At 55.5% G+C, this 24,447-nt stretch carries 25 protein-coding genes; 17 read left to right on the top strand and 8 right to left on the bottom strand.

Going from position 1 to position 24,447, the window contains the following annotated elements; genetic code table 11:
- The 3 genes from VGJ94_18320 to VGJ94_18310 form a co-directional block, all read right to left on the bottom strand.
- Positions 1–849, bottom strand: an 849-nt coding sequence (locus VGJ94_18320; GenBank protein ID HEY3278579.1) for a trypsin-like peptidase domain-containing protein, incomplete at its 3' end; no start/stop codon positions are given.
- Positions 850–1,206: 357 nt separating this feature from the next.
- Positions 1,207–1,515 (bottom strand): hypothetical protein, encoded by a 309-nt coding sequence (locus tag VGJ94_18315; protein ID HEY3278578.1) that lies wholly within the window; start codon positions 1,513–1,515, stop codon positions 1,207–1,209.
- 248 nt (positions 1,516–1,763) lie between these two features.
- On the bottom strand, positions 1,764–2,426 hold the full coding sequence (locus tag VGJ94_18310; protein HEY3278577.1) for a MarC family protein: 663 nt from the start codon (positions 2,424–2,426) through the stop codon (positions 1,764–1,766).
- A 117-nt stretch (positions 2,427–2,543) separates the two neighbouring features.
- On the opposite strand from VGJ94_18310, the gene VGJ94_18305 reads away from it, so the two are divergent.
- Positions 2,544–3,113: a hypothetical protein gene (locus VGJ94_18305; GenBank protein ID HEY3278576.1), complete on the top strand. Its 570-nt coding sequence runs from the start codon at positions 2,544–2,546 to the stop codon at positions 3,111–3,113.
- Here VGJ94_18305 and VGJ94_18300 read toward each other — a convergent pair.
- From VGJ94_18300 to VGJ94_18285, 4 genes are all read right to left on the bottom strand, one after another.
- Positions 3,110–3,706, bottom strand: a complete 597-nt coding sequence (locus tag VGJ94_18300; protein HEY3278575.1) for an HAD-IB family hydrolase — start codon at positions 3,704–3,706, stop codon at positions 3,110–3,112. The two genes, VGJ94_18305 and VGJ94_18300, sit on opposite strands and share 4 nt — an antisense overlap.
- A gap of 24 nt (positions 3,707–3,730) precedes the next feature.
- A complete protein-coding gene (locus VGJ94_18295; GenBank protein HEY3278574.1) occupies positions 3,731–4,051 on the bottom strand; it encodes a hypothetical protein in 321 nt (106 codons plus the stop codon).
- Between the two features lie 45 nt (positions 4,052–4,096).
- Positions 4,097–4,996 carry a LysR family transcriptional regulator gene (locus tag VGJ94_18290; protein HEY3278573.1) on the bottom strand — a complete coding sequence of 300 codons (900 nt, stop codon included), beginning with the start codon at positions 4,994–4,996 and terminating at the stop codon, positions 4,097–4,099.
- Between the two features lie 154 nt (positions 4,997–5,150).
- Positions 5,151–5,807 (bottom strand): HAD-IA family hydrolase, encoded by a 657-nt coding sequence (locus VGJ94_18285; protein HEY3278572.1) that lies wholly within the window; start codon positions 5,805–5,807, stop codon positions 5,151–5,153.
- A gap of 355 nt (positions 5,808–6,162) precedes the next feature.
- Between VGJ94_18285 and VGJ94_18280 the strand changes: the two genes are divergently transcribed.
- The 4 genes from VGJ94_18280 (at position 6,163) to VGJ94_18265 (ending at position 11,021) form a co-directional block, all read left to right on the top strand.
- The gene (locus VGJ94_18280) at positions 6,163–6,807 is read left to right on the top strand and encodes a hypothetical protein (GenBank protein HEY3278571.1); all 645 of its coding nucleotides are present in this window, start codon (positions 6,163–6,165) and stop codon (positions 6,805–6,807) included.
- A gap of 25 nt (positions 6,808–6,832) precedes the next feature.
- Positions 6,833–8,677, top strand: coding sequence for a PEP-utilizing enzyme (locus VGJ94_18275; GenBank protein ID HEY3278570.1), 1,845 nt, complete (start codon positions 6,833–6,835; stop codon positions 8,675–8,677).
- Between the two features lie 71 nt (positions 8,678–8,748).
- Entirely contained in the window at positions 8,749–9,813 is a 1,065-nt protein-coding gene (locus VGJ94_18270; protein HEY3278569.1) for a PEP/pyruvate-binding domain-containing protein, read from the top strand.
- 113 nt (positions 9,814–9,926) lie between these two features.
- Positions 9,927–11,021 (top strand): hypothetical protein, encoded by a 1,095-nt coding sequence (locus tag VGJ94_18265; protein HEY3278568.1) that lies wholly within the window; start codon positions 9,927–9,929, stop codon positions 11,019–11,021.
- 136 nt (positions 11,022–11,157) lie between these two features.
- Here VGJ94_18265 and VGJ94_18260 read toward each other — a convergent pair whose 3' ends face one another.
- Complete coding sequence (locus tag VGJ94_18260; GenBank protein HEY3278567.1) at positions 11,158–12,057, bottom strand: LysR family transcriptional regulator; 900 nt, start codon at positions 12,055–12,057, stop codon at positions 11,158–11,160.
- Between the two features lie 356 nt (positions 12,058–12,413).
- Here VGJ94_18260 and ppcB point away from each other — a divergent pair, with 356 nt between their 5' ends.
- From ppcB to VGJ94_18200, 12 genes are all read left to right on the top strand, one after another.
- Positions 12,414–13,829, top strand: coding sequence for a phenylphosphate carboxylase subunit beta (gene ppcB, locus VGJ94_18255; protein HEY3278566.1), 1,416 nt, complete (start codon positions 12,414–12,416; stop codon positions 13,827–13,829).
- 13 nt (positions 13,830–13,842) lie between these two features.
- Complete coding sequence (locus VGJ94_18250; protein HEY3278565.1) at positions 13,843–14,400, top strand: HAD hydrolase family protein; 558 nt, start codon at positions 13,843–13,845, stop codon at positions 14,398–14,400.
- A gap of 9 nt (positions 14,401–14,409) precedes the next feature.
- Positions 14,410–14,940 carry an HAD hydrolase family protein gene (locus tag VGJ94_18245; GenBank protein HEY3278564.1) on the top strand — a complete coding sequence of 177 codons (531 nt, stop codon included), beginning with the start codon at positions 14,410–14,412 and terminating at the stop codon, positions 14,938–14,940.
- A gap of 19 nt (positions 14,941–14,959) precedes the next feature.
- Positions 14,960–16,405, top strand: coding sequence for a phenylphosphate carboxylase subunit alpha (ppcA, locus tag VGJ94_18240; protein HEY3278563.1), 1,446 nt, complete (start codon positions 14,960–14,962; stop codon positions 16,403–16,405).
- 9 nt (positions 16,406–16,414) lie between these two features.
- The gene (locus VGJ94_18235; protein ID HEY3278562.1) at positions 16,415–16,669 is read left to right on the top strand and encodes a phenylphosphate carboxylase subunit gamma; all 255 of its coding nucleotides are present in this window, start codon (positions 16,415–16,417) and stop codon (positions 16,667–16,669) included.
- A 1-nt stretch (position 16,670) separates the two neighbouring features.
- On the top strand, positions 16,671–18,008 hold the full coding sequence (locus tag VGJ94_18230; GenBank protein ID HEY3278561.1) for a UbiD family decarboxylase: 1,338 nt from the start codon (positions 16,671–16,673) through the stop codon (positions 18,006–18,008).
- Positions 18,005–18,595, top strand: coding sequence for a UbiX family flavin prenyltransferase (locus tag VGJ94_18225; protein ID HEY3278560.1), 591 nt, complete (start codon positions 18,005–18,007; stop codon positions 18,593–18,595). Before VGJ94_18230 ends, VGJ94_18225 begins: the two co-directional genes overlap by 4 nt.
- A gap of 10 nt (positions 18,596–18,605) precedes the next feature.
- On the top strand, positions 18,606–19,007 hold the full coding sequence (locus VGJ94_18220) for a DUF120 domain-containing protein (protein ID HEY3278559.1): 402 nt from the start codon (positions 18,606–18,608) through the stop codon (positions 19,005–19,007).
- 6 nt (positions 19,008–19,013) lie between these two features.
- Entirely contained in the window at positions 19,014–19,439 is a 426-nt protein-coding gene (locus VGJ94_18215) for a hypothetical protein (protein HEY3278558.1), read from the top strand.
- Positions 19,440–19,659: 220 nt separating this feature from the next.
- Entirely contained in the window at positions 19,660–20,988 is a 1,329-nt protein-coding gene (locus VGJ94_18210; protein HEY3278557.1) for a Tm-1-like ATP-binding domain-containing protein, read from the top strand.
- A 270-nt stretch (positions 20,989–21,258) separates the two neighbouring features.
- Entirely contained in the window at positions 21,259–21,819 is a 561-nt protein-coding gene (locus VGJ94_18205; GenBank protein HEY3278556.1) for a hypothetical protein, read from the top strand.
- Positions 21,820–21,919: 100 nt separating this feature from the next.
- The gene (locus VGJ94_18200; GenBank protein HEY3278555.1) at positions 21,920–24,331 is read left to right on the top strand and encodes a PAS domain S-box protein; all 2,412 of its coding nucleotides are present in this window, start codon (positions 21,920–21,922) and stop codon (positions 24,329–24,331) included.
- The last annotated feature ends 116 nt before the right edge of the window (positions 24,332–24,447 follow it).

Here is a 24,447-nt window from a genome sequence, read left to right as displayed (position 1 = left end):
CCAGCTTACATCCTCGACCGAGATGCCAAGCCATCCCCGTATGACTTTTCCCTCGGCGATCAGCGTTTTACCGATATGGAGGGCGATATTACTCGGTATGGAAAAACCTATTCCTTCAAATCCCCCTGAGGCGCTAGCAATGACCGAATTTACCCCTATTACCTCTCCCTGCAGGTTGAGAAGGGGTCCGCCGCTATTCCCGGGGTTTATGGGTGCGTCCGTTTGAATGAAATCCTGATAGCCGCTCGGGTCGGTGATGCCCGTCCGATGTTTCGCGCTGATAATGCCCTGGGTCACGGTCTGGTCGAGGCCTCTCGGCGCCCCTATGGCCACGACCCATTGACCGACCTGCATTTTATCGGAGTCGCCGAATTTTAACACCGGGAGGCGCTCTTCGGTGGGGATCCGGATGATTGCGAGGTCCGTCTTCGGATCAGTGCCTACCACCTTTGCCTGATATCGCCGGCCCGTGGAGAGGACCACCTCGATCTTGGTCGCCCCTCCCACTACGTGATAATTAGTGAGGATATACCCCCTCGTATCCATGACCATTCCCGTCCCGAGCCCCACCACTTCCTGTTTGAATTTCTTGGGCATTCTGGGCACGCCAAAAAAACGGCGAAGAAAAGGATCGTTTTCGAAGGGAAGCATCGGATTTCTCGCCGACTGACGCTCCGTAACCTCGATGTGGACGACCGCGGGAATGGCGGCCTTCGCCACTTCCACGATAGAGGTGGTCAGATCGGCGGATAAGGCGAAATTACCCGCGGGGGGCAAGGAGATCGCGGCAACCAGGAAGGTGGCAATCACCCACAGCCTGAGTGACCTTAGGGAAAAACGATCGGGCATAACAAACCTCCTTGAAACAGCATTTATATCTGGCTGAATTTAATACCCCTGGGGCGGGTTTGCATTGTCTTCGCTCCGATCGACCGCAGAACGATCTCAGGCAGACAAAAAAGAGCGAAAAAAAAGACCCCCTTTTCCTCAAAAAGGGTGTCCAGGGGAAACAGGGGTGATATGCCTGCGCACCACCGACCTGTTCGCGAAGGAGATACGGAAGAGATAGGAACGCAGTTTCAGTGCGAGTTTTTTTTTAACGGCCCGGACTTCTACAGGGGGATGACTATGCGCGAGTCCTTATTCGAAAAGGCCCCACGGCGCCGCATGAGCCACCCCCCCCGGCAGAGAGCTCAACTACCGGTACTACCCGATTCTTCCCGATTCTTCACCCGGGCAGAGGCCGAAGGAATAGACGATACCCTTCTTCTCGAGGGCGGAGACTGCAACCGAGGGACCTCCGTCGATCTCCTCTCCACCGCGCCAGAGGCTGTAACCTCCGCTGGCTTTGGTGATTACGCAGGGGATATTCCGCTGTTTAAACCACGAGACCCAGGTCTCGAGCATCTGCGCCGACGGCACAACCTTACTCACTCTGAAGAACAGGTTCGGGACCGGGTATTCCCCTTCTCTTTCCTGTTCCTCGAATTCTTCTTTACATGCATTCGTTTTCATGCCTTTCTCCTCATCATTGATGTGGCAGGTCCTTGCCTGCTCTTCGTCAGCCCCTCATGGGCGTCACCGACTATCAATAGAGCTTGCCCCTTTCATATTCCTTCAAATACTTAGTAGCAACTGCCGTGCCATACCCCCGGCTCCAATAAGTAACTAACATCATTAAATAAATAATAAAGAAGGCGGAGCGGGTGTGACAAAAAAGTCGGGGCCATGTCTTAAAGACGACAAAAATGTCGGTTTCTTCTTTACCGTGTATAGAACTGAAGGGCGTCGAAGATACCCTTCACGACAAACTGCACTGCAATGGATAGGAGCATGAGACCCATGATCCGTCTGGCCACCCTGGTGCCTGTTTTTCCAAGGAATTTGAGGATAGGCCGTGCCCTGACAAGGATAATATAAGACGCGAAGAAGACGAGCACGATACAGACCAGAAGCATTATGCGGTTGAAAATGGTTCCTGCCGTCTCGAAGAGGACTATCCCGGTGGAAAGGGCTCCCGGACCGGTAAGGAGTGGGATGGCGAGAGGGATGATGGTGATGTCGTCTCTTTCGGCGCCCGTAAAATCCTCATTTGAGGATGACTGGGTCCTCGTCCGGAACCCGAGGAGCATTTCGATGGAAATTACCATTAGGAGAAGTCCGCCCGCAATCCTGAAGGAGAACATCTCGATGCCGAGAAGGCGGAAGAGAAGATTTCCCGTCACGGTCACCACCATGAGGGTGGTGGCGGCGATAATTATCGCCCTTTTCATCATCACGGTCTTTTCTGCTTCCTCAAAACGTCCCAGAAGGGCGACGAAGAGAGTTACGTTGCCCACGGCATTCACGATCACAAAGAGTGACACGAAGGACTGGAGGAAAAAGGTTATGGCCGCGGAATCGTTGAGGCTGCGGATGAAGTCCATTATTAAAGTATATGCAGTTCGGGGGCGAATAGGAAGGCCACGGTCGGCAACCTGATCAGGAAAGGGTTGACAGCCGTGGATCGGTGAGCATATTATTGCCCTTGAAAGGACCGCCGAATGGGAAGACTCTATATACATAAACGGTACTTTGCCGGGGCCGAGACCAAGTGGGTGAGCTTCGAGAGCGACCCCTCCTTCAGGAGGACGAAAGGCGATATTTACGGAAGGTGTGTACCCTGCATTACCAACCTGTACGAACAACTGAAAGAGGGGAAAGAAGAGATATCCCTCGGCGCCGCCCATCAGTGCTGGAAGGTGGTGGTGACCCTTCCCGCCATGGAGGAGTGCGCCTCCTTCCTCGATGAATTCGAAAGGAAATTTCTAGGGGAGATGGCGGTGAAGGGGCGGTTCGGCTCCGGCGATCCGACTAAGGCCACCCGGGTGATCGTCTTCAATGCCGAAAATGAGGAGGAAAAAGAGAGACTCCTCGAGAGACTCTCCGCATGTGCCGCCCTTCTCGATCCCCGCCCTGCGGTCTCCTTCCACCGTGGTTGCGCGGAGCTGCACCACGACCTTTTGGGGAATTGGCGGGATTGGCAGGAGAAAGAGCCGGTAAAAAACCCGGGAATGAGGGAGGTCGTCCTCGACCGGATACGAAAGATGCTCTTTTGGGAGAAGAAAGCCTAAGGGTTGAGGCGCTTTCCCCGGTAATAGGCTTCATGGGCAAGGCGGAGCATGGCGCGGTCTCCTGGGCTATCGCCATAGGCATAGATATGGTCGAAACAGGAGAGATCGAGCTCTTTTTCGATCCTCTTCACTTTTTCCTTTCCGCTGCAATTCCTGGTGAGAAACCTGCCCGTGACGCGGCCTTCCTTTACCTCGAGCTCCGTGGCGATGAGGCCGATCCCGCGGCTCCGGCACCAGTCCCTGAGCCAGAGATCGATAGAGGCTGAGACGACGACCACCGTGTCGCCCCGCTCCTTATGCCATTCAAGGAGGTGATCCATCTCCTTTCGCACGATCTTGGGCAACTCCTCCAGAGAGTACCGTGAAGCAGTCTCCGTAAGCTCCTTCACGTTCAGGCCCCCAAAAAAATAGATGGACATCAGCTCCTTGGCGCGCCACGACCGGATGAAGCCGAAAAGAAATCCGGCGACCACCGGCAAAAGGCAGAGGACCCCGAGCCGGTAACGCGCCGGCCCCACGAGATACCTGATGAAGCCTGCAAAGCTGTCCCTGAAGCTGATGGTGCCGTCAAAGTCAAAAAGGGCGAGGGCCACGATAAAGCTCCGGCAAAGGCCCTTTCACTCCTCTTTCCCGCGGGAGCGGTAAAAGTCGTCGGGAGATGAAGGAAGCTCTCCTGCGATCAATCCTTTGAGCTTCCTTATAAGCTCGTGGTCTTCACTCATAAAGCCGCGCATGGACTGGATAGCCCGTCCTATGGTGCCGTCGCACAAGGGCTGGAAATCGGCGCGTACTTCGGGAGGAAGGGAATCGTATCCCCGGACGAGGTGATCGACCCATGGCGTGAGTAAGGCGGGATCGAGGCCGCTCCTCTGGTAGACATATCCTTCGAATGCCCCGGCCCGTGCGGCAAATTCATATACTTCGTTGTAGATACCCATAAATACCTCCTTTGCCGAAGAAACCGGTCCTTTTTTTGGCGCCCGTTACAGGACCTGTCTTACCTTCATCTCCTCTACGTGATGGAGGAACCTGCGGATCGAAAGGTCGAATTTTCTCGATTTTAAGAACAGCATCGAGACATCGAGGGAGAGCTTCTCCCTGAGCGGTACGGGAGTGAAGCGGGTAAAATCGTCAGGAAGCACCGCCCTTTTAATAAGGATTGAAATACCCTTGCCCTGAGATACCCATTCTTTGATAAATTCCGTGCTCTTCATATCGATGAGGGCAGAGGGCTTCGCCTTCATCTCTTCGAGGGCTGCGAGAACCATATTCCTCGTGGATGAGCCCTTCTCCCTTATGATGAGGGGCTGTCCGTCTATCTCCGCAAGAGAGATGGAGGCCCTCGCGGCAAAGGGATGGCCGTGGGCCACGATGGCAACCAGCTCCTCTTTCACCAGGGGAAAGGCCGCGAGGCTTTTCGTGGTTTTTTGATTGGCGACGATCACCACGTCATTCTTCATGCCTACGATCGATTTCATCAAATCGGCAGAATTGCCCACGTCAAGGGATATCCTGATGTCGGGATTATCCTCCTGGAAAGTGCCCAGGATCAAAGGCACCATCACCCGCGAGTAGACGGAGGTGGTGGCTACCTTAAGGAGGGGAGGCGTGTCGAGCTTCATGGTCCTGATGGCGTTCTCGAGCCCCCGGGCCACTGCCTCGATCTTCTCCGCATGCCTGAAGACGACTTTGCCTTCTTTCGTCAGTTTGAGAAAACCGTTTTCCCTTTTCAGAAGCCTGCTTCCCGTCTGGGCCTCGAGCTGCGCCACGTGGTTCGAGACTCCCGGCTGGGTCATGAAAAGAAGGTCCGCGGCCCGGGAGAAGCTGTTGAGTTTGATGACTTCATAGAAAACGATCAGTGAATTCAATGAGTAGGAGAACATAAGGTTTCCTTATAGAAATAGCATAGATCATGGGAGAGGCATGTCAAGATTTTTGTGAGCCCCCAGGAGACCGCTGACGGCTCCGAGCGCTCCAAAGCCTCATACTTCCTGAGTTATAATTTTATCTGATGCTCCATAAGAAAAAATGAAGTCACTAAGAGGTCTGGGGAAAAAGGACCCCCGGTGCTGAAGGAAAGAGGAGTGCCACCAGCTCCTCCGCGGAATCGACCAGAAAATCGGGATTTTTGCGGCAAAGGGCCTCCTTTGAATTGAAGCCCCAGGTCACGGATACGATCCTGATGCCTGTTTTGCGGCACGCGTCGATGTCGCGGACCTCATCTCCGACATAGAGGGTCTCTCCGGTCTGAAGGCTCCGATCTCTCAGGAGCCGGGCAAGGGCGAGGTCCTTCTCCAATATGGGGGCATCGGGAAAGATGAAATCAACCTGGCCGAAGCCGTTGCGGTGCAGGATATGGCGCACCACATCCTCGGAGTTCGAGGTAAGTATGCCGAGGCAATAAGACTCCCTAAGCCGCCCCACGGCCTCTTTCATACCGGGAAAAGGGATGGCCTTCACCATGCGAAGCCTGAGGAGCTCCTTAAACCGCCCGGTCCAGTCGTAAAGCCTTTCGGGGGAAAGGCCAAGTCTGGTCGTGAAGATCTCGCGGGCGCTCATTTCCCTTAAAGCCTTCCCCGGCTCCACATCGGCATAGCCGAATTCTTCCCCCAGCTCGTTCATACATTCAAAGAAAATGGGTCCTGAATCGATTATGGTCCCGTCAAAATCGAGGATAAGGCAGGCGCGTCCCATGCCCCATTGTACCATGTGAGCGGGAGGGAGACAAGGCTATCGTCTGCCTTATCGTCTGACTTATTATTCACTTTCATTATGGACCCCGGAATTCCGCGTACAGGGCTACTGCAGCGAAAAAAAGGGATGCAATGAGAACCTGCTCCCGTGCCCGCCCGACCGGCGGGCCTTGCCGGGAGCGGACGTAATCATTAGCGATTCTTATATAACATCAGATTAAATGAATTGACAGGTATGGTATACAAAATCTACATTAGCCCAAAGGTAACATTCATTTCTTCAACCTGTCGGCTTGAGTGTGGGCCCTGTGTCCGGTTGTGCGTCAATGGGTCGCGACGTCCTGAAGGAGGTCTTCATGCCCGTATTATTCACCCAGAATTTCGATGTGATCCAGGAGAAGGAAGCCGAATATGGCGAATTTATCGCCGCCTATCTGCCCCGGATGAATGAGATGGGGCTTGCGGCGGTGGGAGGGTATTACGTGGAGGTGGGATTCGGCCCCAGAGTGGTAGGCGTTCACCGGGCGGCCGACCTGACGGAGCTCTCACAGGTGATCTCCTCGAAGAACTTCCGGGACCTGAACCTGAACCTGAAATCCTTCGTCTTCAACTACAGCTATACCGTCCATGAGCCCCTGGGCAGGCTTAAGAGGCAGGAGTATACCATCCAGAAAGGGGTATGGAAGTTCCACCAGTATTACGATCTGAGGCCCGGCATGAAGGGGCAGTACGGGGACTTCATTATCAATGAGCATATCCCTGCCCTCAAAACCATCGATTACATGGAGATTACGGGCGGCTGGAACACGGTGATCGGGGGCACGAGCGAGATCGTCGCGGAATTTACCTTCAGGGATCCGGTGGATATAGGCCGGCTCCTCAACAACGAAGATTTCAGGAAGACCACTCTGAAACTGAAGAACGGATATGTGGCCAATTATAAAAGCCGCATACTCCGTTGCACGGAGCGCTTTGACGAACCTAAATGGTTCCGATTATAGACAGCCCGAAAGGGGAGGAGGCATTATGGCGACACGATTTATGGATCCCCACGACGTTCCGACCATTCCCGGCACTGAAGGTTGGGAGACGATGTATCCCTACCAGTACCAGTTCTCGAAAGACGATCCTGAGCGGTCGGCCTTCGAGAGCAGCCAGATCTGGTTCTATGACGGTCTCCACTACCCGGAGCCCCATTATCCCTTCGATCTGATTTGGGATGAAGCGTGGTCACTCGCCCTTTCCCAGTACAATACCCGCCATTTCATGGTCCCCCCGGCGCTCGGCATTGCCCACAGGATCGTGAACGGCTACGTCTACATCAGCCCCGTCGGCGTCCCCACCATGGAGGAGATCGAAAAGAGAGTTCCCCTTTTCGTCGAGCGCGCCGGCTACTATTACGAGAATTGGGACAGGCTGTACGAGAACTGGAAAAAGAAGATGACCGCCGTGCTCGAGCAGCTCGAGGCGACCACCTTCACCGATCTCCCTGAAATGGAGGACATACGCATCATCAGGGACGGCGTGGGTAAAGGGAGCGGCTATGAGATGCTCAAAAAATACGACGAGCTTATCAATCTGGGCCTCCTGTGCTGGCAGCACCATTTCGAGTTCCTGAACCTTGCCTATGCCGCGCAGGTTACCTTCTTCAATACGGCGGACCAGATATTCCCCGGTATCCCCATATCGACCCTCGTCAAGATGTCGGCAGGCATGGAGGCGCTCCTTTTCAGGCCGGACGCGGAGCTGATCAGCCTTTCGAAGCTTGCCGTGTCGGCGGGCCTTGAGGACGTCTTCGCGAAGCCCCTGAAAGCGGAGCAGCTGATGGCGGAGCTCGAGAAGATCCCTGTGGGGAAGGAGTGGCTCAGCCAGCTGCACAAGTCCCGGTATCCCTGGTTCTATATCTCCACCGGAACGGGATGGTACCACACCCACATCTCCTGGAACGATAATCTCAACATCCCCTTCGATGCCATACGGACCAATATCAAGGCATTGAAAGCGGGTAAAGAGATAGGGAGGCCCACGGAAAGCCTCCTCAAGGAGCGCGACAGGATCGCGGAAGAGTACAGGGGCCTCATACGAAGCGACGATGACCGCGCCGCCTTCGACCAGGCCCTTTCAGTGGCCCGCCTTGCACTGCCTTATGCCGAGGACCACACCTTCTATGTGGAGCACTGGTTCCACAGCCTCTTCTGGGGCAAGATACGCCAGGTGGGCAAGGTGCTGGAAAATGCCGGTTTTATGGAAAATGCGGATACGGACATCTGGTACCTCAAACGGGATGAGATCAAGCAGGCCATATGGGACTACACCACGGCCTGGGCAACGGGAATCAAACCCCGGGGGCCCTCGTACTGGCCGAAACAGATCGCCCGGAGGAAAGAGATATATCAGAAGTTCAAAGAGTGGACGCCTCCGCCGGCCCTCGGCACGCCGCCCGAAGTAGTCACCGAGCCCTTCACCATCGTGATGTGGGGCGTCACGGGGGACGTGCTCAAGGGATGGCTTGCGGGTCCGGAAGAGGGAGAGGTCTCCAACGAGATCCAGGGCTCCCCGGGATCTTCGGGAGTGGTCGAAGGAAAGGCCAGGGTGCTCATGAGCGTTGAAGAACTGGCCGACCTCCAGGAAGGAGAGATCCTCGTAGCGAGGACCACTTCCCCGAGCTGGGCGCCATCCTTCGTGAAAATCGCCGGCGCCGTCACCGACGTGGGCGGTCCCATGTGCCACGCGGCGATTGTCTGCAGAGAATATGGATTACCCACGGTAGTGGGCACCGGCAAAGGGACACAGCGCATCAAGACGGGAGACCTGATCCGCATCGACGGAGATACGGGGAAGGTCGTCATTCTCGAACGGGCGAAGGCATAAGCGTTCCAGTCTCCCCGGGGGAAGACCGGGAGGAAATCACAAAACTGGAGGAAACCCCTCCGGAGGGCGGTATGGAGGAGAAAGAGAAGAGACTCACCTTATGGTATGAAGAGACGGACGGAAAGGATTTTCCCCTTGTGGGAAAGAAGAATGCCAACCTCGGAGAGATGATAAAGGCGGGAATCCCGGTCTCTCCGGGGTTCGCCCTCACCATTCACGCAAATAACCGGTTTCTCGAGCTGACGGGGATTAAAGGGACGATCGAAACCCAGATAGAAACGCTGGGACACGTCACCTTCGACACGGCAAAACACGCGAGCGCCATTGCCATGGAGCTTATCGAATCCGCGGAGATGCCCGCCCTCCTCGAAGACGATATCCTCGAAAACTACGACAGGCTATGCGAAATGTCCCAGTGCCCCTCCTGCCCGGTGGCGGTACGAAGCAGCGGGGCCGTCTCCATGCCCGGACAGATGGAAACCTATCTCAATATCTGCGGCGAGAAGGACCTGATCGCCTATATCAGGAAATGCTGGTCGAGTGCGTACAACACGGAAGCGATCATGTACAGGATGAATAAAGGCATGCCTTTCCTCTTCAATATAGGGGTCGGCATTCCGAAGATGGTCAATTCCCGGGTATCGGGCATCATATTCACCATCAATCCCATAAACGGAGACATGTCGAAAATCTCCATAGACGCGAGCTACGGTCTCGGAGAGGCCGTGGTAAGCGGTCTCGTCACGCCGGACACGTACCTCGTGGACAAGGTCACCTTCGAGCTCATCAAGCTGGTCGTGGGCAGCAAGGAGATCCAATGCGTCTACAGGGAAGGCAGCAGCGACATCGTGGAAACGTCGGTAGACGAGGAGAAGAGGGTAACCCGGTGCCTCTCGCCGGAGGAGGTGAAGGAGCTCGCAAGGGTAGGAAAGCTGATAGAAGGGTACTACGGGAAAGCCTATGACATTGAATTCGGTATCGACGGCGACATGGAGTTCCCCCACAATGTCATCATCCTCCAGGTGAGGCCGGAGTCCGTATGGAGCAAGAAGGAGGCGGCTCCAAGGACGGAACGGAAGCCGGATGCCATGTCCCGCATCGTGAGCCAGTTGATGACGGGAGTAAGGCTGAGATAAGGACCCTGCACGCCGCAACGCGAGGGTGGGTACAGAGCGAGGTTATAAGGCCCGTTCCAGAGGGCGGACCTGCATTGCACGAAGTTCCATAAAAAATGAACAGGGGGCAAGGCATGGATGAGCAGCAGGGAGGAATAAAGCAGCCGTTTTTAGGGATACTGGCAACCGTGATCGTTTTCTTCATCGCCTTCGGAATCATCGTCTGGTTCAAAACCGATACTTTTCTCACCTGGGCGGGTTATCTCGCCATGACCCTTATCCCCAGCTCCATTATCATAGGGATGGTCTGGCAGACCAATTATCCCCCGCCTGCGGATAAACTGGAGCAGCCTTTAAAGGGCCTTTATCTGCTCCTCATCAACTTTCTCATGGGTGCTCTCGTGGCCGCGTGGTCCTTGAAGACCGTGGGGGGCTTTGTGCAGCCGCCGACCCCCTTTCTCGTCTTTTTCACGATCATGACGGTGATAATGACTTTCTGGTGCGTGGTGGTGTGGCAGTGCTGGCCGGCGGCAGGGATCAAGGGGAACCACCCCGCCTTCGTGGGGTTCGGCACCCTCGTGGTCTCCTATGCCGTTGCATGGATACTCTTTAAGGCACTTTTCAATTTTGGCTTCGCAAAGGGCGCGCCCTTCTATAGCCCTGCCCTCGATCCGGGAGGGGCCTTCAACGCGTGGTCGAGCCTGGCCTTTTTTCTCACGGCCCTGGCCGTCATACTTGCCTGGGTGGAGCTTGATTTCTGGCCCTTAAGCAGCATCCCGGCGAAGGCCCCGGCCTTCGGTCGCCAGCCGCTGTGGGGGATCATGGTGAGCGTGCTCGTGATCGTGATCGCCCTTATCGTCCAATCCATATTCGTGAACGGCCTTGGAATGGATGTGGTGGTTTATGCGGTGAAAGTCCCGATCTGCATCATATTCGGAGAGTTCATCATGCTCCTCCTCATGCAGACCGCGCCTGTTCAGACGGTAAAACAGCCGGGAAAGGGAGTGGTCCTGATCATCCTCTCCATCGTCCTTTCCGTGCTCATGTATTACCTCTATTCGTGGTTCAGCTTCCTGACCGCAGGCAGCCTGCCGAGCGGAGCTCCGGGATACGTGTTCGAGCTGTGGGTGGCAACGGCGCTTTTGAGCTTCACCTTCCCCGTTATCGCCACCTATACGGGCGCATTTAATTACTGGCCTTTAACCGAGGCGAAGCCGTCGAAGGCATAAGAGAAGAAACGGGCCGGGTTACCCTTATCGGGTCCCGGCCCAAAAGACAGTTTCATATTTTTAGAAGCTTCTTACCATTACCCCCGATGCCCCTCCTCTTTTCAAAACCCGGGGGAGGGGCATACTTGAGCGAATCTCAAAGCACGCCCTGGGCCTTCAGCTCTTTTACGTATTCGAGGAATTTTTCTATGGACCTGTCATATTTCCTCGATTTGAGGAATAGGATCGATACTTCGAGCGAGAGGGCATCCTTGAGAGGCACGACCTTGAGGTATTTGTATTCGTCCTCCAGTACAGCCCTCCTAATGAGAAGGGAGATCCCCTTGCCCTGAGAAATCCATTCCTTGATGAAATCCGTGCTCTTCATATCGATGAGGATCGTGGGCTTGATGCTTTTCGCGTCAAAGGCGGAGAGCACGACCTTTCTCGTCGCCGAACCCTCTTCTCTTATCACCAGAGGGTATTGAGCGATATCTTCAAGGGAGACCGATTGCTTTTTCGAGAGGGGATGGCCGTTACAGGTGATGAGTACGAGGTCCTCCTTGATGAGGGGGTAAGCGAAGAGCTTTTTCGAAGTCTTCTGGCTTGCCACGATGACGACATCGTTCTGCATGGAAGCCACACTCTTCACCATATCCGCCGAGCTCCCCACATCGAGCTTGATCATGATGTCCGGATTTGCCTTTTGAAAACTCCCCAGAATAAAAGGCATCATGATGCGGGAATAGACGGGCGTGGTCGCGATCTTGAGGAGCGGCTTGGCGTCCTTCCTCATGGTCCTGAGGACCCCCTCGAGTCCGCGCGCGGTGGCGTCTATTTTTTCTGCATATTTATAGATTATCTTGCCTTCCTTGGTTGGCTTGAGCCTTCCCTTCTCCCGCACGAGAAGCCTGCTGCCGGCCTGGGCCTCGAGCTGGGCCACGTGATTCGACACGCCGGGCTGGGTCATGAAGAGCGCGTCCGCCGCCTTGGAGAAGCTGTGGAGCTTGATCACCTCGCAAAAGACGATCAGCGAATTGAGGGAGTAAGAAAGCATAATCTTTTCTTATAAAATATACCCTGGGCAAAACATGTCAAGGACTTATTTAGGGCTTTAATTGCGGCCGGCGCCGCCCTGTACCGAAAAATAACCACAACCCCCATTTCGGCATCCCCATCTGTTTCCTATGCCACAAGGGAATGGAAGAATCGGGAACTACGTTAAATGTGAGTGAAGGTCGAAGTATAGCTTTTTCTTATAGCCCATAAGAACAACTAAATTGACAGGGTGGGGACTTCAGGATTTATTGTATACATCGGCACGCACGTAAGGGGCTTCATGAGACGATCCATCGCGGAGGATTCGACCGTGGACGAAACTACTACCAAAATACCGGAACCAGGGAGGGTGATATGGATTTACGCGACTACATCGCAATGTGCGAAAAAGTAGGGCAGTTGAAACGGGTAAAGGCGGAAGTCGATTGGAACCTCGAGATTTCCCATATCGCGAAGGTCGTTGAGGAAAAAGGCGGCCCCGCCCTCCTGTTCGAGAACGTGAAGGAGTACTCGAGCCCGGTGCTTACCGGCGCCTTCGGCACGACCGAAAGGCTCGCCATGATCCTCGGTAAGAGCCCCGAGCTCTCCATGGTAGAGCTCACCAAGGAATGGGTGAACCTCGTGGTGAAAGAGCTCATCCCCGCCAAAGAGGTAAAAGACGGTCCCATATTTGAAAACATTATGGACGGGCCGAAAGTCGACACCTTCACCTTCCCCTCCCCGAGATTTTACGAGCTTGACGGCGGCCGCTATTTCGGCACCGCTGTTTTCATGGTGATCCAGGACCCGGAGACGGGAGACGTGAACCTTGGCACCTACCGCATGGGCATCCTCGACGACAAGACGGTAGGCGTCCAGATACTCAAAGGCAAAAAGGCCGACCGGATCATGAAGAAGTACGGCAAGCAGGGAAAGAAGATGCCTGCCTGCGCCATTATCGGAAGCGATCCGCTCCACATCTTCGCGAGCGCCGCCACGGTGGCCAAGGCGAAAAGCGGCTATGACGTGGTCGGCTCCTTGAGGGGCGCCCCCGTGGAGACGGTAAGGGGCCAGCTCACAGGCCTCCCCATCCCCGCGAATGCGGAGATCGTGCTCGAAGGGGAGATCGATCCCGAGAAGCTGAGAAACGAAGGACCCTTCGGCGAATATACAGGCTATTACACGGAAGAGCTTATCAAGCCGATCCCCAAACCGGCGCTTGACGTGAAGCGTATCTATTTCAGGAATAAACCGATCCTCTGGGAGACGAGCGTGGGCAGGCCCGTGGGGGACCAGCATATGCTCTATGCCTTCACCCGCAACGCTTCTCTCTGGACCGATCTCAAGAAGATGGAGATACCGGGCATCAAGTCCGTCTATACCATGCCCGAGGCAGCCGGCCGCTTCTGGGTGGTGGTCTCGGTGCAGCAGATGTATCCGGGCCATGCGGACCAGGTGAGCGCGGCCGTGATCGCGAGCAATACAGGCTCCTATGGGATCAAAGGCGTCATCATCGTAGACGACGACATCGATGCGGACGATATCCCCCGCATCTGGTGGGCCCTGGGTACGCGGTTCAACCCTGCACGGGGAACCCAGATCATCAACCGCGGCAGGTCAACGCCCCTCGACCCGGCACTCGGCGCGGATGAGAACAAGTTCATCACCTCCCGGCTCATTCTCGATGCCACCATCCCTTACGAATGGAAGATCAAGCCGACGGAGATCAGGCTCAATGAAGGGACCATGGCCAAGGTAAAGGCGAGGTGGGCGGAGTACGGCATAGACTGAAAAGGAGGGCAGGATGGAATTTCAAAAGGATGTGGAAAATGCCCGTGAAAGGGCGCGGAAGGTAAAACTTTTCGGCCATGACATTCACGGGACCCTTACGGCCAACACGCTCTTTTGCGATATCGAAGGGAACAGGCGCTACGGCTTCTGGCACATGGACGGATTCGGAGACCTCTCCCTTTCGGCGAACGAGATCAGGATCGCCTATCTCGACACGACTTCCATCGACGGAGAGGGCCTTTTCAGAGCGAAGGAGCTTAAACTCGACAAATTCTACTATAGCATCACGGACAAGGCGGCGAAGCTCGAGGAGATACGGAAGGAGATGGATATTACCGATTCCGATATAGGCTACCTCGGCTCCGAGCTTTCAGACCTCCCGATAATGAAAAAAGTCGGTTTCCCCGTGGCAACCGCGGACGCGGCCGACGAGGTAAAGGCCGTTGCCTGCTACGTCACGAATGCACCCGGCGGCAGGGGCGCCATGAGGGAGACGTGCGAATTTATCCTCAGGGCCATGGACAAATGGGAAGGCTGGGTCTTTAAAGTCACCAAAATGGGATACAAATAGGGGGGCGCCATGGCTAAGGCAGACGCGATGGAAAAGGCAGGGAAAGTCAAATTCGTGGTCCTCGACATACACGGGGTGCTCACGGATAATACGCTTTACTACACGCAGGAGGGGACAAAATCCGAGGCCTTCTCCCTCCATGACCGCATGGGAGTGAAAGCCCTTCTTGAATCGGGAATAGGGGTCTCGTTCCTCACCACCAAGGTCTCGAGGGCAGACGAGCAGATGGCGAAGATCTACGGAATCCCTCCCGAGATGCTCTGGAGCTCGGGGGCGAAGATGGCGAGGCTCGATGAGTTCGAGCAGGCGTCGGGCTACAAGGATGAGGACATCTGTTACGTGGGAGACGAGATGATCGACCTCGGGATCATGGGGCGTGCCGGTTTTTCCGCGGCCCCCTCGGATGGCTCCCTCGAGGCGAGATCCGTGGCCGATTACGTGACGAAGGCAGGCGGAGGCAGGGGAGTAGTCAGGGAGCTTGCCCAGTATATCCTCGAGGCCCAGGGCAGATGGGACGCCTTCATGGAGAAATTTAAATAATAAGGGAGGAATGTCTGATATGGCTTACAAATACTACAAAGACAACAGGGCATACATAAACGCACTCCTGCAGACGGGCGACGCGGTAGTGGTGAACGAAGAGGTGGATTGGGACATGGAGCTGGGCGCCATCGTGCGCCGGATCTGTGAGAGGAAAGGACCTTCCCCCTATTTCAAGAATATAAAGGATTACCCCGGATTCGAGGCTCTGGGCGCGCCCATCGCCAATTACAGGAAGCTTGCCATCGCCATGGGTCTCGAGCCCGAGACGCCGGTACCGGGGATCGCGGCCGAATACCTGAGAAGGGCGGCCACGGCGCCTATCATGCCGAGGATCATCGATAAAAAGGAGGCGCCCTGCAAAGAGGTGGTGCTCTTGGGCGACGACGCGGACATCATGAACCTCCCCGCGCCCATGGTCCATGACGGCGACGGGGGCAGGTACATCTGCACCTGGCACTTCGTCGTAGCCAAGGACCTCGATACGCCTTTTGTCAACTGGGGTATGTACCGGCAGATGCTCTTCGACGAGAAGACCATGGTGGGACCGGTCCTGCCCTTTTCCGATATGGGCAAGATGTTCCACAACAAGTATGCGCCCCGGAACATCCCCATGCCCTTCGCCACCGTCATAAGCCCCGATCCTCTCGCGGCAATCGCGAGCTGCGCGCCCACGTCTCTGCCTGAAGACCAGTTCACGAGCATGCTCATGGGCGAGCCGGTAGAGGTGGTCAAATGCGAGACCAGCGACCTCTACGTGCCGGCCCACGCGGAGATCATCATCGAAGGCGTAGTGGTGCCGAACGTGATGATCGAGGAAGCGCCTTTCGGCGAGTATACGGGGTACAGGACGAGCCCCAGGGAAAAACGGACCGTCTACCGCGTGAAGGCGATCACCATGAGAAAGAACCCCATTATGTCGGTCTCGAATATGGGCGTGCCCACGGATGAGGGACAGCTCCTGCGCTCCTTCTCCCTTGCCCTCGAGATGGATAAGCTTTTGAAGGAGCAGGGTATCCCCATCACAGGGGTCTACATGTTGCCCGAATCGACCCATCACCTGGTGGTAGTGGGGGTAAAGCCGAGCTATGCGAATATCGCCACCCAGATAGGACAGATCGTCTTCGGAAGTAAACTCGGGCCCTGGTTCCACATGTGCATTGTGGTAGATGACAAGACGGACATTTACAATAAGGACGAGGTCATCCATGCCCTGTGCACCCGCTGCCATCCGACAAAAGGCATTACAGTGACGCCGAACGGAGTGGGGACACCCCTCAACCCCTATGCCTGGCCGGAGGAGCGGCAGTACGGCAGGGGTGGAAAAGTCGTTTTCGACTGCCTTTTCCCGCCCGAGTGGCCCGCGTCGATGATACCCATAAAGGTCTCTTTCGACAATGTATATCCGAAACACATACAGGAGAAGGTAATCTCCAAGTGGCACCAATACGGGTTCGAAGACTAGGAGGCGGCCATGGCTGAATATGATACCTACATAAATACCGATTTTGCAGACCTGAAGGAAGACGTGGAGCTGACCGGCGTCATACGGGACCTCGCGCCCGGCAGGAGGAAATACCGCTCCACCTACGCGCGTTTCATGGTATCGAAAACCGCCGATAAATATAAGGACAAGCTCCAGGTGCGCCTGGGCAGGGGACAGCTCGTTGATACACCCTGTTCCATAGAGGTGATCGAGACCTTCAACGTCATACCGAAGGGCCTCTGAGATGATCGATTCTTTGAGGGACTACCTTACGGTGATGGAGGGGGCGGGCAGGCTCCTTACCATCAGGGAGACGGTCCGCAGGGATGATATCCCTGAGCTGGTCGAGCGCCTCTCTCCGGCCCGGAAGGCCCTCTTGTTCGAAACAGTGGAAGGTTACAAGTGCCGCGTCGCGGCGAACATCGCGCCGGATCATGACATTTTTAACGAGATCTTCGGCTCCGAAAACCCTTACGACTATTTCGCAAAGAATATTCAGAAGACGGAAAAGACGGTACGGGTAGAGGAGAGGGAGCTTGAGACTATCGGGATGGAGGGGAAGGACCTCATCGACTTGCTCCCCATCCTCAAGCATTATCAATTGGATTCGGCGCCCTACATCACGAGCGCCATTGTCTCGGCCCTCGACCCGGAGACAGGGGAGTGCGGCCGGGGCGTGCACCGGATGGAATACCGAGGAGGGAACAGGCTGGGGGTGAGTCTCCTCAACCCGCCCCTCACTACGATTCACCAGAAGTACCTGGCCGTCGGCGGGAAGATGCCGGTGAGCATCACCATCGGCGTTGACCCGGGGCTTTTTATCTCCATGGCCCTGAAACCTTCGGCGGGCCGTGATAAATTGGAGACGGCCGGCGGGTTGAAGGGCACGGGCGTGAAGGTGATCCCCTCCTTCGATTCCTCCATAGAGGTGCCCGCGTGCGGGGAGTTTCTGCTGGAGGGATGGGTGGATGAGAGCCGAAGCCAAAAGGATGGACCCCTCGGTGAGATAAGCGGCTATTACCTGTCTCTCGAAAAGACGCCTACCGTAGTTGTAGAGAGGCTCTCTTTCCGTAAGGAGCCGATCTATCATGCGCTCCTTCCCACGAGCCCGGAAGCGGACATGTACCTCACCTTCGTAAGCCGGGCCCACATCGAAGAGCACGCCAAGAGGCTTTTCCCATTTGTCATCGACCTCACGTTCATCGAGAAGACCTTCGGCTCCTCCCTCGTGGTCACCGTCCGAAGGGGCGAAAAATTCAAAGTGCGCAACTTCATGCTCTTTCTCCTCTCTTTCCCTATGGTAAAGAAGGTGGTGATAGTGGATGAAGACGTGAACCCGAAAGACTTAAGAGACGTGGAATGGGCCGTTATCACGAGGTGCAGGGCCGGCGAGGATATGATGGTCCTCGGCCCTCTTCAGGGGCAACCAATCGATCCTACGGCGCAGGAGGTGTACGGCGTCACAAAGATAGGAATAAATGCCACCACGGCGGGCAAGAATATTGAGGAGAGGGCCTTTGTTTCACCCGGGGACAGGGAAAGGGTTCAAGGGATATTGGAATCCATGGGAGGTGCGGTATGACTAAGATTGTGGTGGGAATATCGGGCGCCACAGGGGTGGTATACGGGGTGAGGATGCTCAGGGCCCTGTGTGAGTGCGGGGTGGAGACCCACCTCGTGATTACCCAGTCGGGTATGAAGAACATGCAGATCGAGACGAACTACACGATGGCCGATATTACCCCGTATGCATCACGAATTTATGACATTGACGACGTGGGGGCGGCGATTGCGAGCGGCTCCTTTAAGATGGACGGCATGGTGGTGGCCCCCTGCTCGATAAAGACCCTTTCGGCTATTGCCAACTCCTTTAATTACAACCTTCTCATCCGTGCTGCCGACGTGAGCCTGAAGGAGAGACGAAGGCTCGTGCTCATGGTGCGGGAGACGCCTTTTCATGAGGGTCACCTCGAGCTCATGATGAAAGTGACGAGGATGGGCGGCGTGATCATGCCCCCGATCCCTGCCTTCTACCACATGCCCCAGACAATAGACGACCTTATCGACCAGAGCGTAGGGAAAGCCCTCGACCTCTTTTGTATTGACGGGAAACTCTTCAGAAGGTGGGGAACCCCGGAAGAGATGAGGATAGTTAACAGCCAGAAGTGACGGGGATAAAATGCGGATCGAGGGCAGGATCGTAAAAGGCGTGGGGGAATCCAAGGGCTTTCTCTCCATAGGCTGGGTGGCCGAGGCCCTCACCGAGGCCTTCCGGTTCGTCCCCTTTCCCGGCACTCTCAACATCACCCTCGATGATCCGGACATACAGGCTGTTCTGAAGGAAAAAGGGCCGATCAGGCTCGCCCACAGGACCGAGGGGTTCTGCGACGCAATCCTTGTCAGGGGAATGCTCAACGGTAAATACGAGTGCGGGGTCGTCATCCCCCTCGTGGAGAATTATGACCGGCGGCTCCTCGAAGTGGTGGCGCCCGTGCATCTGAAAGAGACCCTTCACATCAACGACGGCGACATGGTATCCTTGGAGCTGGAGATAAATCAGGTTATGAACAAGGGAGAATGAAAGAAGATGACGGCCCATGATGATGGCGGAACAGAACCGGTCGAGGTCCGGCTCCACGAGCTATCCGCAGCCGCGGGTGACCTTCGGGTCATTGCCCTCGTCTACGAACTGGGAGTTGACTGTCTCGTCATCCTTTACGGCGGGACAAGGCCCCACATAGGCGCAATAGGCATGGGGCAGGTGAGGCCGAGCCTCAGGGACCCCGAAAAGATCTCAGCCACGAGCTCCGTCTACACTTATGTAGGCCATAAGGAGGATGTGGTCGCCAAAGCCCTGTCCGAGGACCTCACCAGGATACTCGGGCGAAATACGGTAGTGGTGGCAGGCATCCACTGGGATAATCTCACCGAAGGCGGCATCGAAACGATCAGGAGGTTGTGTGAAGATCTTACACACAAGATCGTGGGGGTGGTGAGACCGGCCTTAGATTAATAGAGCTCACGTTGTCCCCCGCCTAAGGCGCTGCTTAAGGCGCCTACTTCTGATTACTGTTGGTCTCGCTCGCGGTGCGAGCTACATTACACGGGCATAATTCCGGGTGACCGCTTTTCATTGACCCCTTTTAATCTACAAACTGGGTTTCAGACGCTTAGACTGACAGATAAGGTCTCCTGACGCTGCGGTGATTCTTGTAAACCGGGGAAGGTGCTGAATGGCGGTGGTGATTATGGGGATGCTGGATGAGAGGGAAGGGGTCCTTGCGATCGTGAAGCGGCAGATCGAGAAGCGGGGGCATAAGACCCTTCTTATCGATATCAGCGTGGGGATAGGGGGGATCGTGCCCTCCCTCGCGCCGGATGTGACCTGCCGGGAGATACTCGAACCGGTGGGCGGGACGGTGGAAGAGGTGAGGGGGATGATGGCTACCGAGAGGGACAAGGCCATTGCCGTCATGGCAAAGGGTCTCACCCAAAAACTCCTCGCCCTTCATAAATCGGGCGATCTCAAGGGTGTTATTGCCATTGCAGGCATGACCGGGACCTTTCTTTCCCTTACCGCCATGAACGTGCTGCCCTTCGGAGTCCCGAAATTACTCATTTCGAGCGTCGTCGCCATGCCTGCATATGCAAATTGGATTGCCGAGCACCTGGGGCTCAGGGATATCACGGTCATGAACACGGTGGTCGATACGGTGGGCATGAATCCCCTCGTCAGGACTCTGGCCTTGAACGGGGCCAATGCCATCTCGGGTATGGTCGAATCGGGCGGGGTCCTCCCTGCGAGCGGCAGGCCCTCAGTGGCTATCACGGAATTCGATTTTTGCGATGAAGGGGCCCACTATGTCCGGGAGATCCTGGAGGGCGAGTATGACGTGGTCTCCTTTCATGCCCAGGGCCTGGGTGACAGGGCAGCCGTCGATTTCGTAAAACAGGGTTTTTTCGAAGGTTTTATCGATCTCGTGCCCGCGGGCTTTGGCGAATACCTTCTCGGGGGGAACAGGGCTACGGGTCCGGACCGTCTGGACGGGGCCGCGGACCTCCCCATCCCCTATGTCCTTTCCCCCTGCGGCTTCGACATGATAAGTTGCGGCCCCTTCGAGAGAAAAGATAAGGGGGACCTCCTCTGGGTATCGCGCAGGCTTCAGGAGAGAAAGCTTTTCCTTCAGGATTCGGTAAGGGTACAGGCACGGACGAGCCCGGAGGAGATGGAGCTCATCGCCATTGCCGTCGCGCATAAACTCGACAAATACAAGTACAAGGAAATGGTGAAATTCGTAATTCCCGGAAAGGGATTTTCCGCGCTGAGTGTGAAAGGCGGCGCGCTCCACGACCCGGAGAGTGATACTGCATTCATAGAGACTCTGAAAAAGAGCCTCGACCGTCGCATTGTGGTAACGGAAGTAGACGAGGAGATAAACAGCCGGGCCTTTGCCGCGGCAGTGGCGGACGCATACCGACAGGCCCTGGCCGCGAGGCCCCTTCACGTTAAGGCAAAAATACGTTATTCGGGATGGGCAATAGGGCAATCGCGAGGCAGTTAATCGCTGCAAGTACGCGTGTTTCGCCTTTGACCGCACACGCGTGAACGCCTGTCCGTCACTACTGAGCACAATTTACTTTAATATCCCGATACAAATCCAAAAGGAAGCTCAAAGCCTGCGATCTTCGGCCGAAATGTGATCTCCGTCACTGAGGGCGAAGTCTCTTTGATGGTAAATCATTGATCATTTAACTGTCGGCTAACGGGACAGATGTAAAAGAGCATAGACCCGCTCGTGGGTATTTCCCCGCGCGCGTTCAGGAGAGACGGTATGGATGAACGAGGGGTCCTGGGGGGAGGTAAGGCCGAAGTGGACGGGGCCCTGATCGTGTTGAAGTATGAGCTGAGAAGAGTGCTGATGCGGCTTCTTTTTCCCACGTTGTTCGCGGGCCTGCTCTGGTTTATCGTCGTCTTTATCTGGGCGCCCGGCAGCATGCCGCGGTTTGTGACCGTCCTCTCCCGGGTTTTCGGGACCCTGTTCTTCCTTGTCATCCTCTGGTACGCTGTGGATATGATCTTTATGAAGCATTTCGGCCTTTATCATGATAGGGCGGTGAAGACTTATCGTCTTCTCGGGTGCCGGGAAGTCCTCCTCTCGGAGGCGAGGATGGAGATAAACCTTTCATCCATGGCGAAGACCATCACAGTCACTCCCCACGGAAATTGGGTGACACGGCTGGCGGGAAGTCTCTTTTTCGATTGCAGCCTCGGTCAGGACGAATCGCTCCGGCAGTTTACTGCTGAGTGCAGCCAATTAGGCATGGAATTCCAGAGGTGCCTTGGAGGATTCAGGGTCGTCCCGGCGGACTTCACGCGAAGAGAAACAGAATAGCGCCGACCCGATCTCTTTCGGTAACGATATTATTATATTTTTGGGATCTTTTCTGGATTTAAAGTTCGATTTGTGATATGAAAAATCCCAAGGTCCCCCATTGGACATTGCAGAAACACTCAGTCTGTATCGCGAGACAATTGTCGATAGGTGGGTTCGCCGGGTCCACAAAGAGATAAGCCCTTTCTACTCGGCGAGACCCCTCGAGGAGCTTTTCGCCACGGTCTCCGAAACTGCCGATGCCTATTTCAGCGCGCTGGTAAACCATGACTTTACTACGATCGACGGCGTGGTTCGAAAGATCGGAAGGATGCGGGCGGACCAGTCCTTCCCCTTGTCGGACGTGCAGAAGGCTTTTGACGTCTATAGGTCGGTAGTAACTCCTATCCTTTTGAAGGAGCTCGACTATCCCGTGACGATTCAAGTTTTAGAGAATCTCAATCTCTGCCTCAGCCGGACGGTATGCAGCTTCAGTGATTTTTATCAGGCCCTGCCCGAGAACCGTAAACGGGAAACAGGCAATAACGGGAATATTGGGTCCTCTTCCGTCAGTTACCGGAATGGAGAGATGGAGAAAGATCCTGAGGTGAGAGACGGGCAATCGGAGGAGCGCTACCGTATTGCGATCGAACGTTCCAATGACGGGGTCTCGCTCGTGAGAGACGGCCGCCATATCTATGTAAACCAGAAATTTATGGACATTTTCGGATATTCGCGGCCCGAAGATATCATAGGAAAATCGATAGAAAGAACCCTTCATCCCGACGACCGGGGGATGGTGGTAAAATTCCACGGGGACAGGCAGAGAGGCTCCTATGCGCCGTCACGCTACGAGTTTAAGGGCATCCGTCAGGACGGAGCTGCTATTTACCTGGAGGCATCGGTGTCGGAGACGGCGTACCTCGGGGAGCCTACCACTCTCGCCTATTTGAGGGATATTACAGACAGGAAGAAATCGGAGCTTCAATTGGACCAGGAGCGGGAAACCTTTTTCTCCGTCCTCCAGAACGCACCCTATGGAATATTCCTCCATGGAAGCAAAGGGGCCACGCTTTTCGTAAACCCTCAGGCGACGGCGATTACCGGATATACGATGGCCGACATCCCCACGGGCACGGACTGGTTTACTTTGGCATACCCCGATGAAGCATACAGGAACGAGATCCTCGAGAAGTGGCACAGAAGCGTGAAGGAGAACACCTTCGACGGCACCTTCAATGCATGCTGCAAAGACGGTGAGACAAGGGAGCTCGAATTCAGGAGCTTTAGGCTTCCCGACGGCAAGACGGTCAGTATGTTCCAGGACAATACCCTGCGCAGGCAAGCGGAAGAAGACAGGGCGAGACTTGAAGCCGAGCTCCGCCAATCCCAGAAGATGGAGGCGGTGGGCCAGCTCGCCGGCGGCATTGCCCATGATTTCAATAACATCCTCACCGTACTGATCGGATTCAGCAATCTCCTGCAGATGAAGATGAAAGAGGATGACCCCCTGAGGCGGTATGTAGATCAGATACGGGTAACCTCGGAGAGGGCGGTGAACCTCACCCAAAGCCTTCTCGTTTTCAGCAGAAAACAAACAATCGAGCTTAAACCACAAAAGATAAATACCCTGATATCGGGTGTTCAGGACCTGCTCCTCAGGCTGCTTCGGGAGGATGTGGAGCTTGTGGTCCGACTTCCCGAAAAATCCGTATCCGTCCTCGCCGATACCACCCAGATCGAGCAGGTGCTCCTCAACCTCACCACCAATGCCCAGGACGCGATGCCGGAGGGAGGAAAACTGAGGATTGAGGTGAAAGAGACTGAAGTGAACCGGAAAACCGCGAATGCCCTCGGCCTCAGGAAACCGGGTAGGTATGGGGTGATATCGCTGACGGATACCGGCATCGGCATGGACGGAAAGACGAAAGAGAAGATCTTCGAGCCCTTTTTTACCACCAAAGCAGCGGGCAGGGGAACGGGCCTCGGTCTCTCGATCGTATACGGAATTGTGAAGCAGCATAACGGATATATCACAGTTTCGAGTAAACCCGCAAAAGGATCGACTTTTTATATTTACCTTCCCGTGGTCGAGACCCAGGCCGAGGAGGGGCAACAGGGATTGCGCCAAATTGCGGCGGGAAACGAAACCGTGCTTGTGGCGGAGGACGACAGGGAGGTCCGATACCTGACCAGAGAAATCCTCAAGCAGGCAGGCTATGGGGTCATAGAGGCGGTGGATGGGGAAGATGCAGTCAGGAAATTCGCGGAGAACCGGGAGGCCATAGCGCTTATCATTCTCGACGTGGTTATGCCTAAAAAGAACGGCAAACAGGTATATGAGGAGATTGCGGAGATCAGGCCGGATATCAAAGCCCTTTTTGTGAGTGGGTATACGGGCGACGTGGTCCTCGAGAAAGGGGTCCCCGGAAGGACCGCCGATTTCATTTCAAAACCCGTGGCGCCCGACGAGCTTTTGCTCCGGGTGCGGAACGTCCTCGACCGTGTTCCTTACGGGGCGGAGACAGTGTAAAGGCTTCCCCCTCTTCAAGGGGGCCATGCCGGGAGCCTTGCAAGGGTACGGCGTGCCCTACGATCGACGAGGCGGGCCCTTTCGGCCTTGACCTCTTCTCCACAAATGATAAAAAT

Source organism: Syntrophorhabdaceae bacterium, assembly GCA_036504895.1.
Classification (GTDB): domain Bacteria; phylum Desulfobacterota; class Syntrophorhabdia; order Syntrophorhabdales; family Syntrophorhabdaceae; genus PNOM01.
This window is presented reverse-complemented; position numbering and strand designations above follow the sequence as displayed.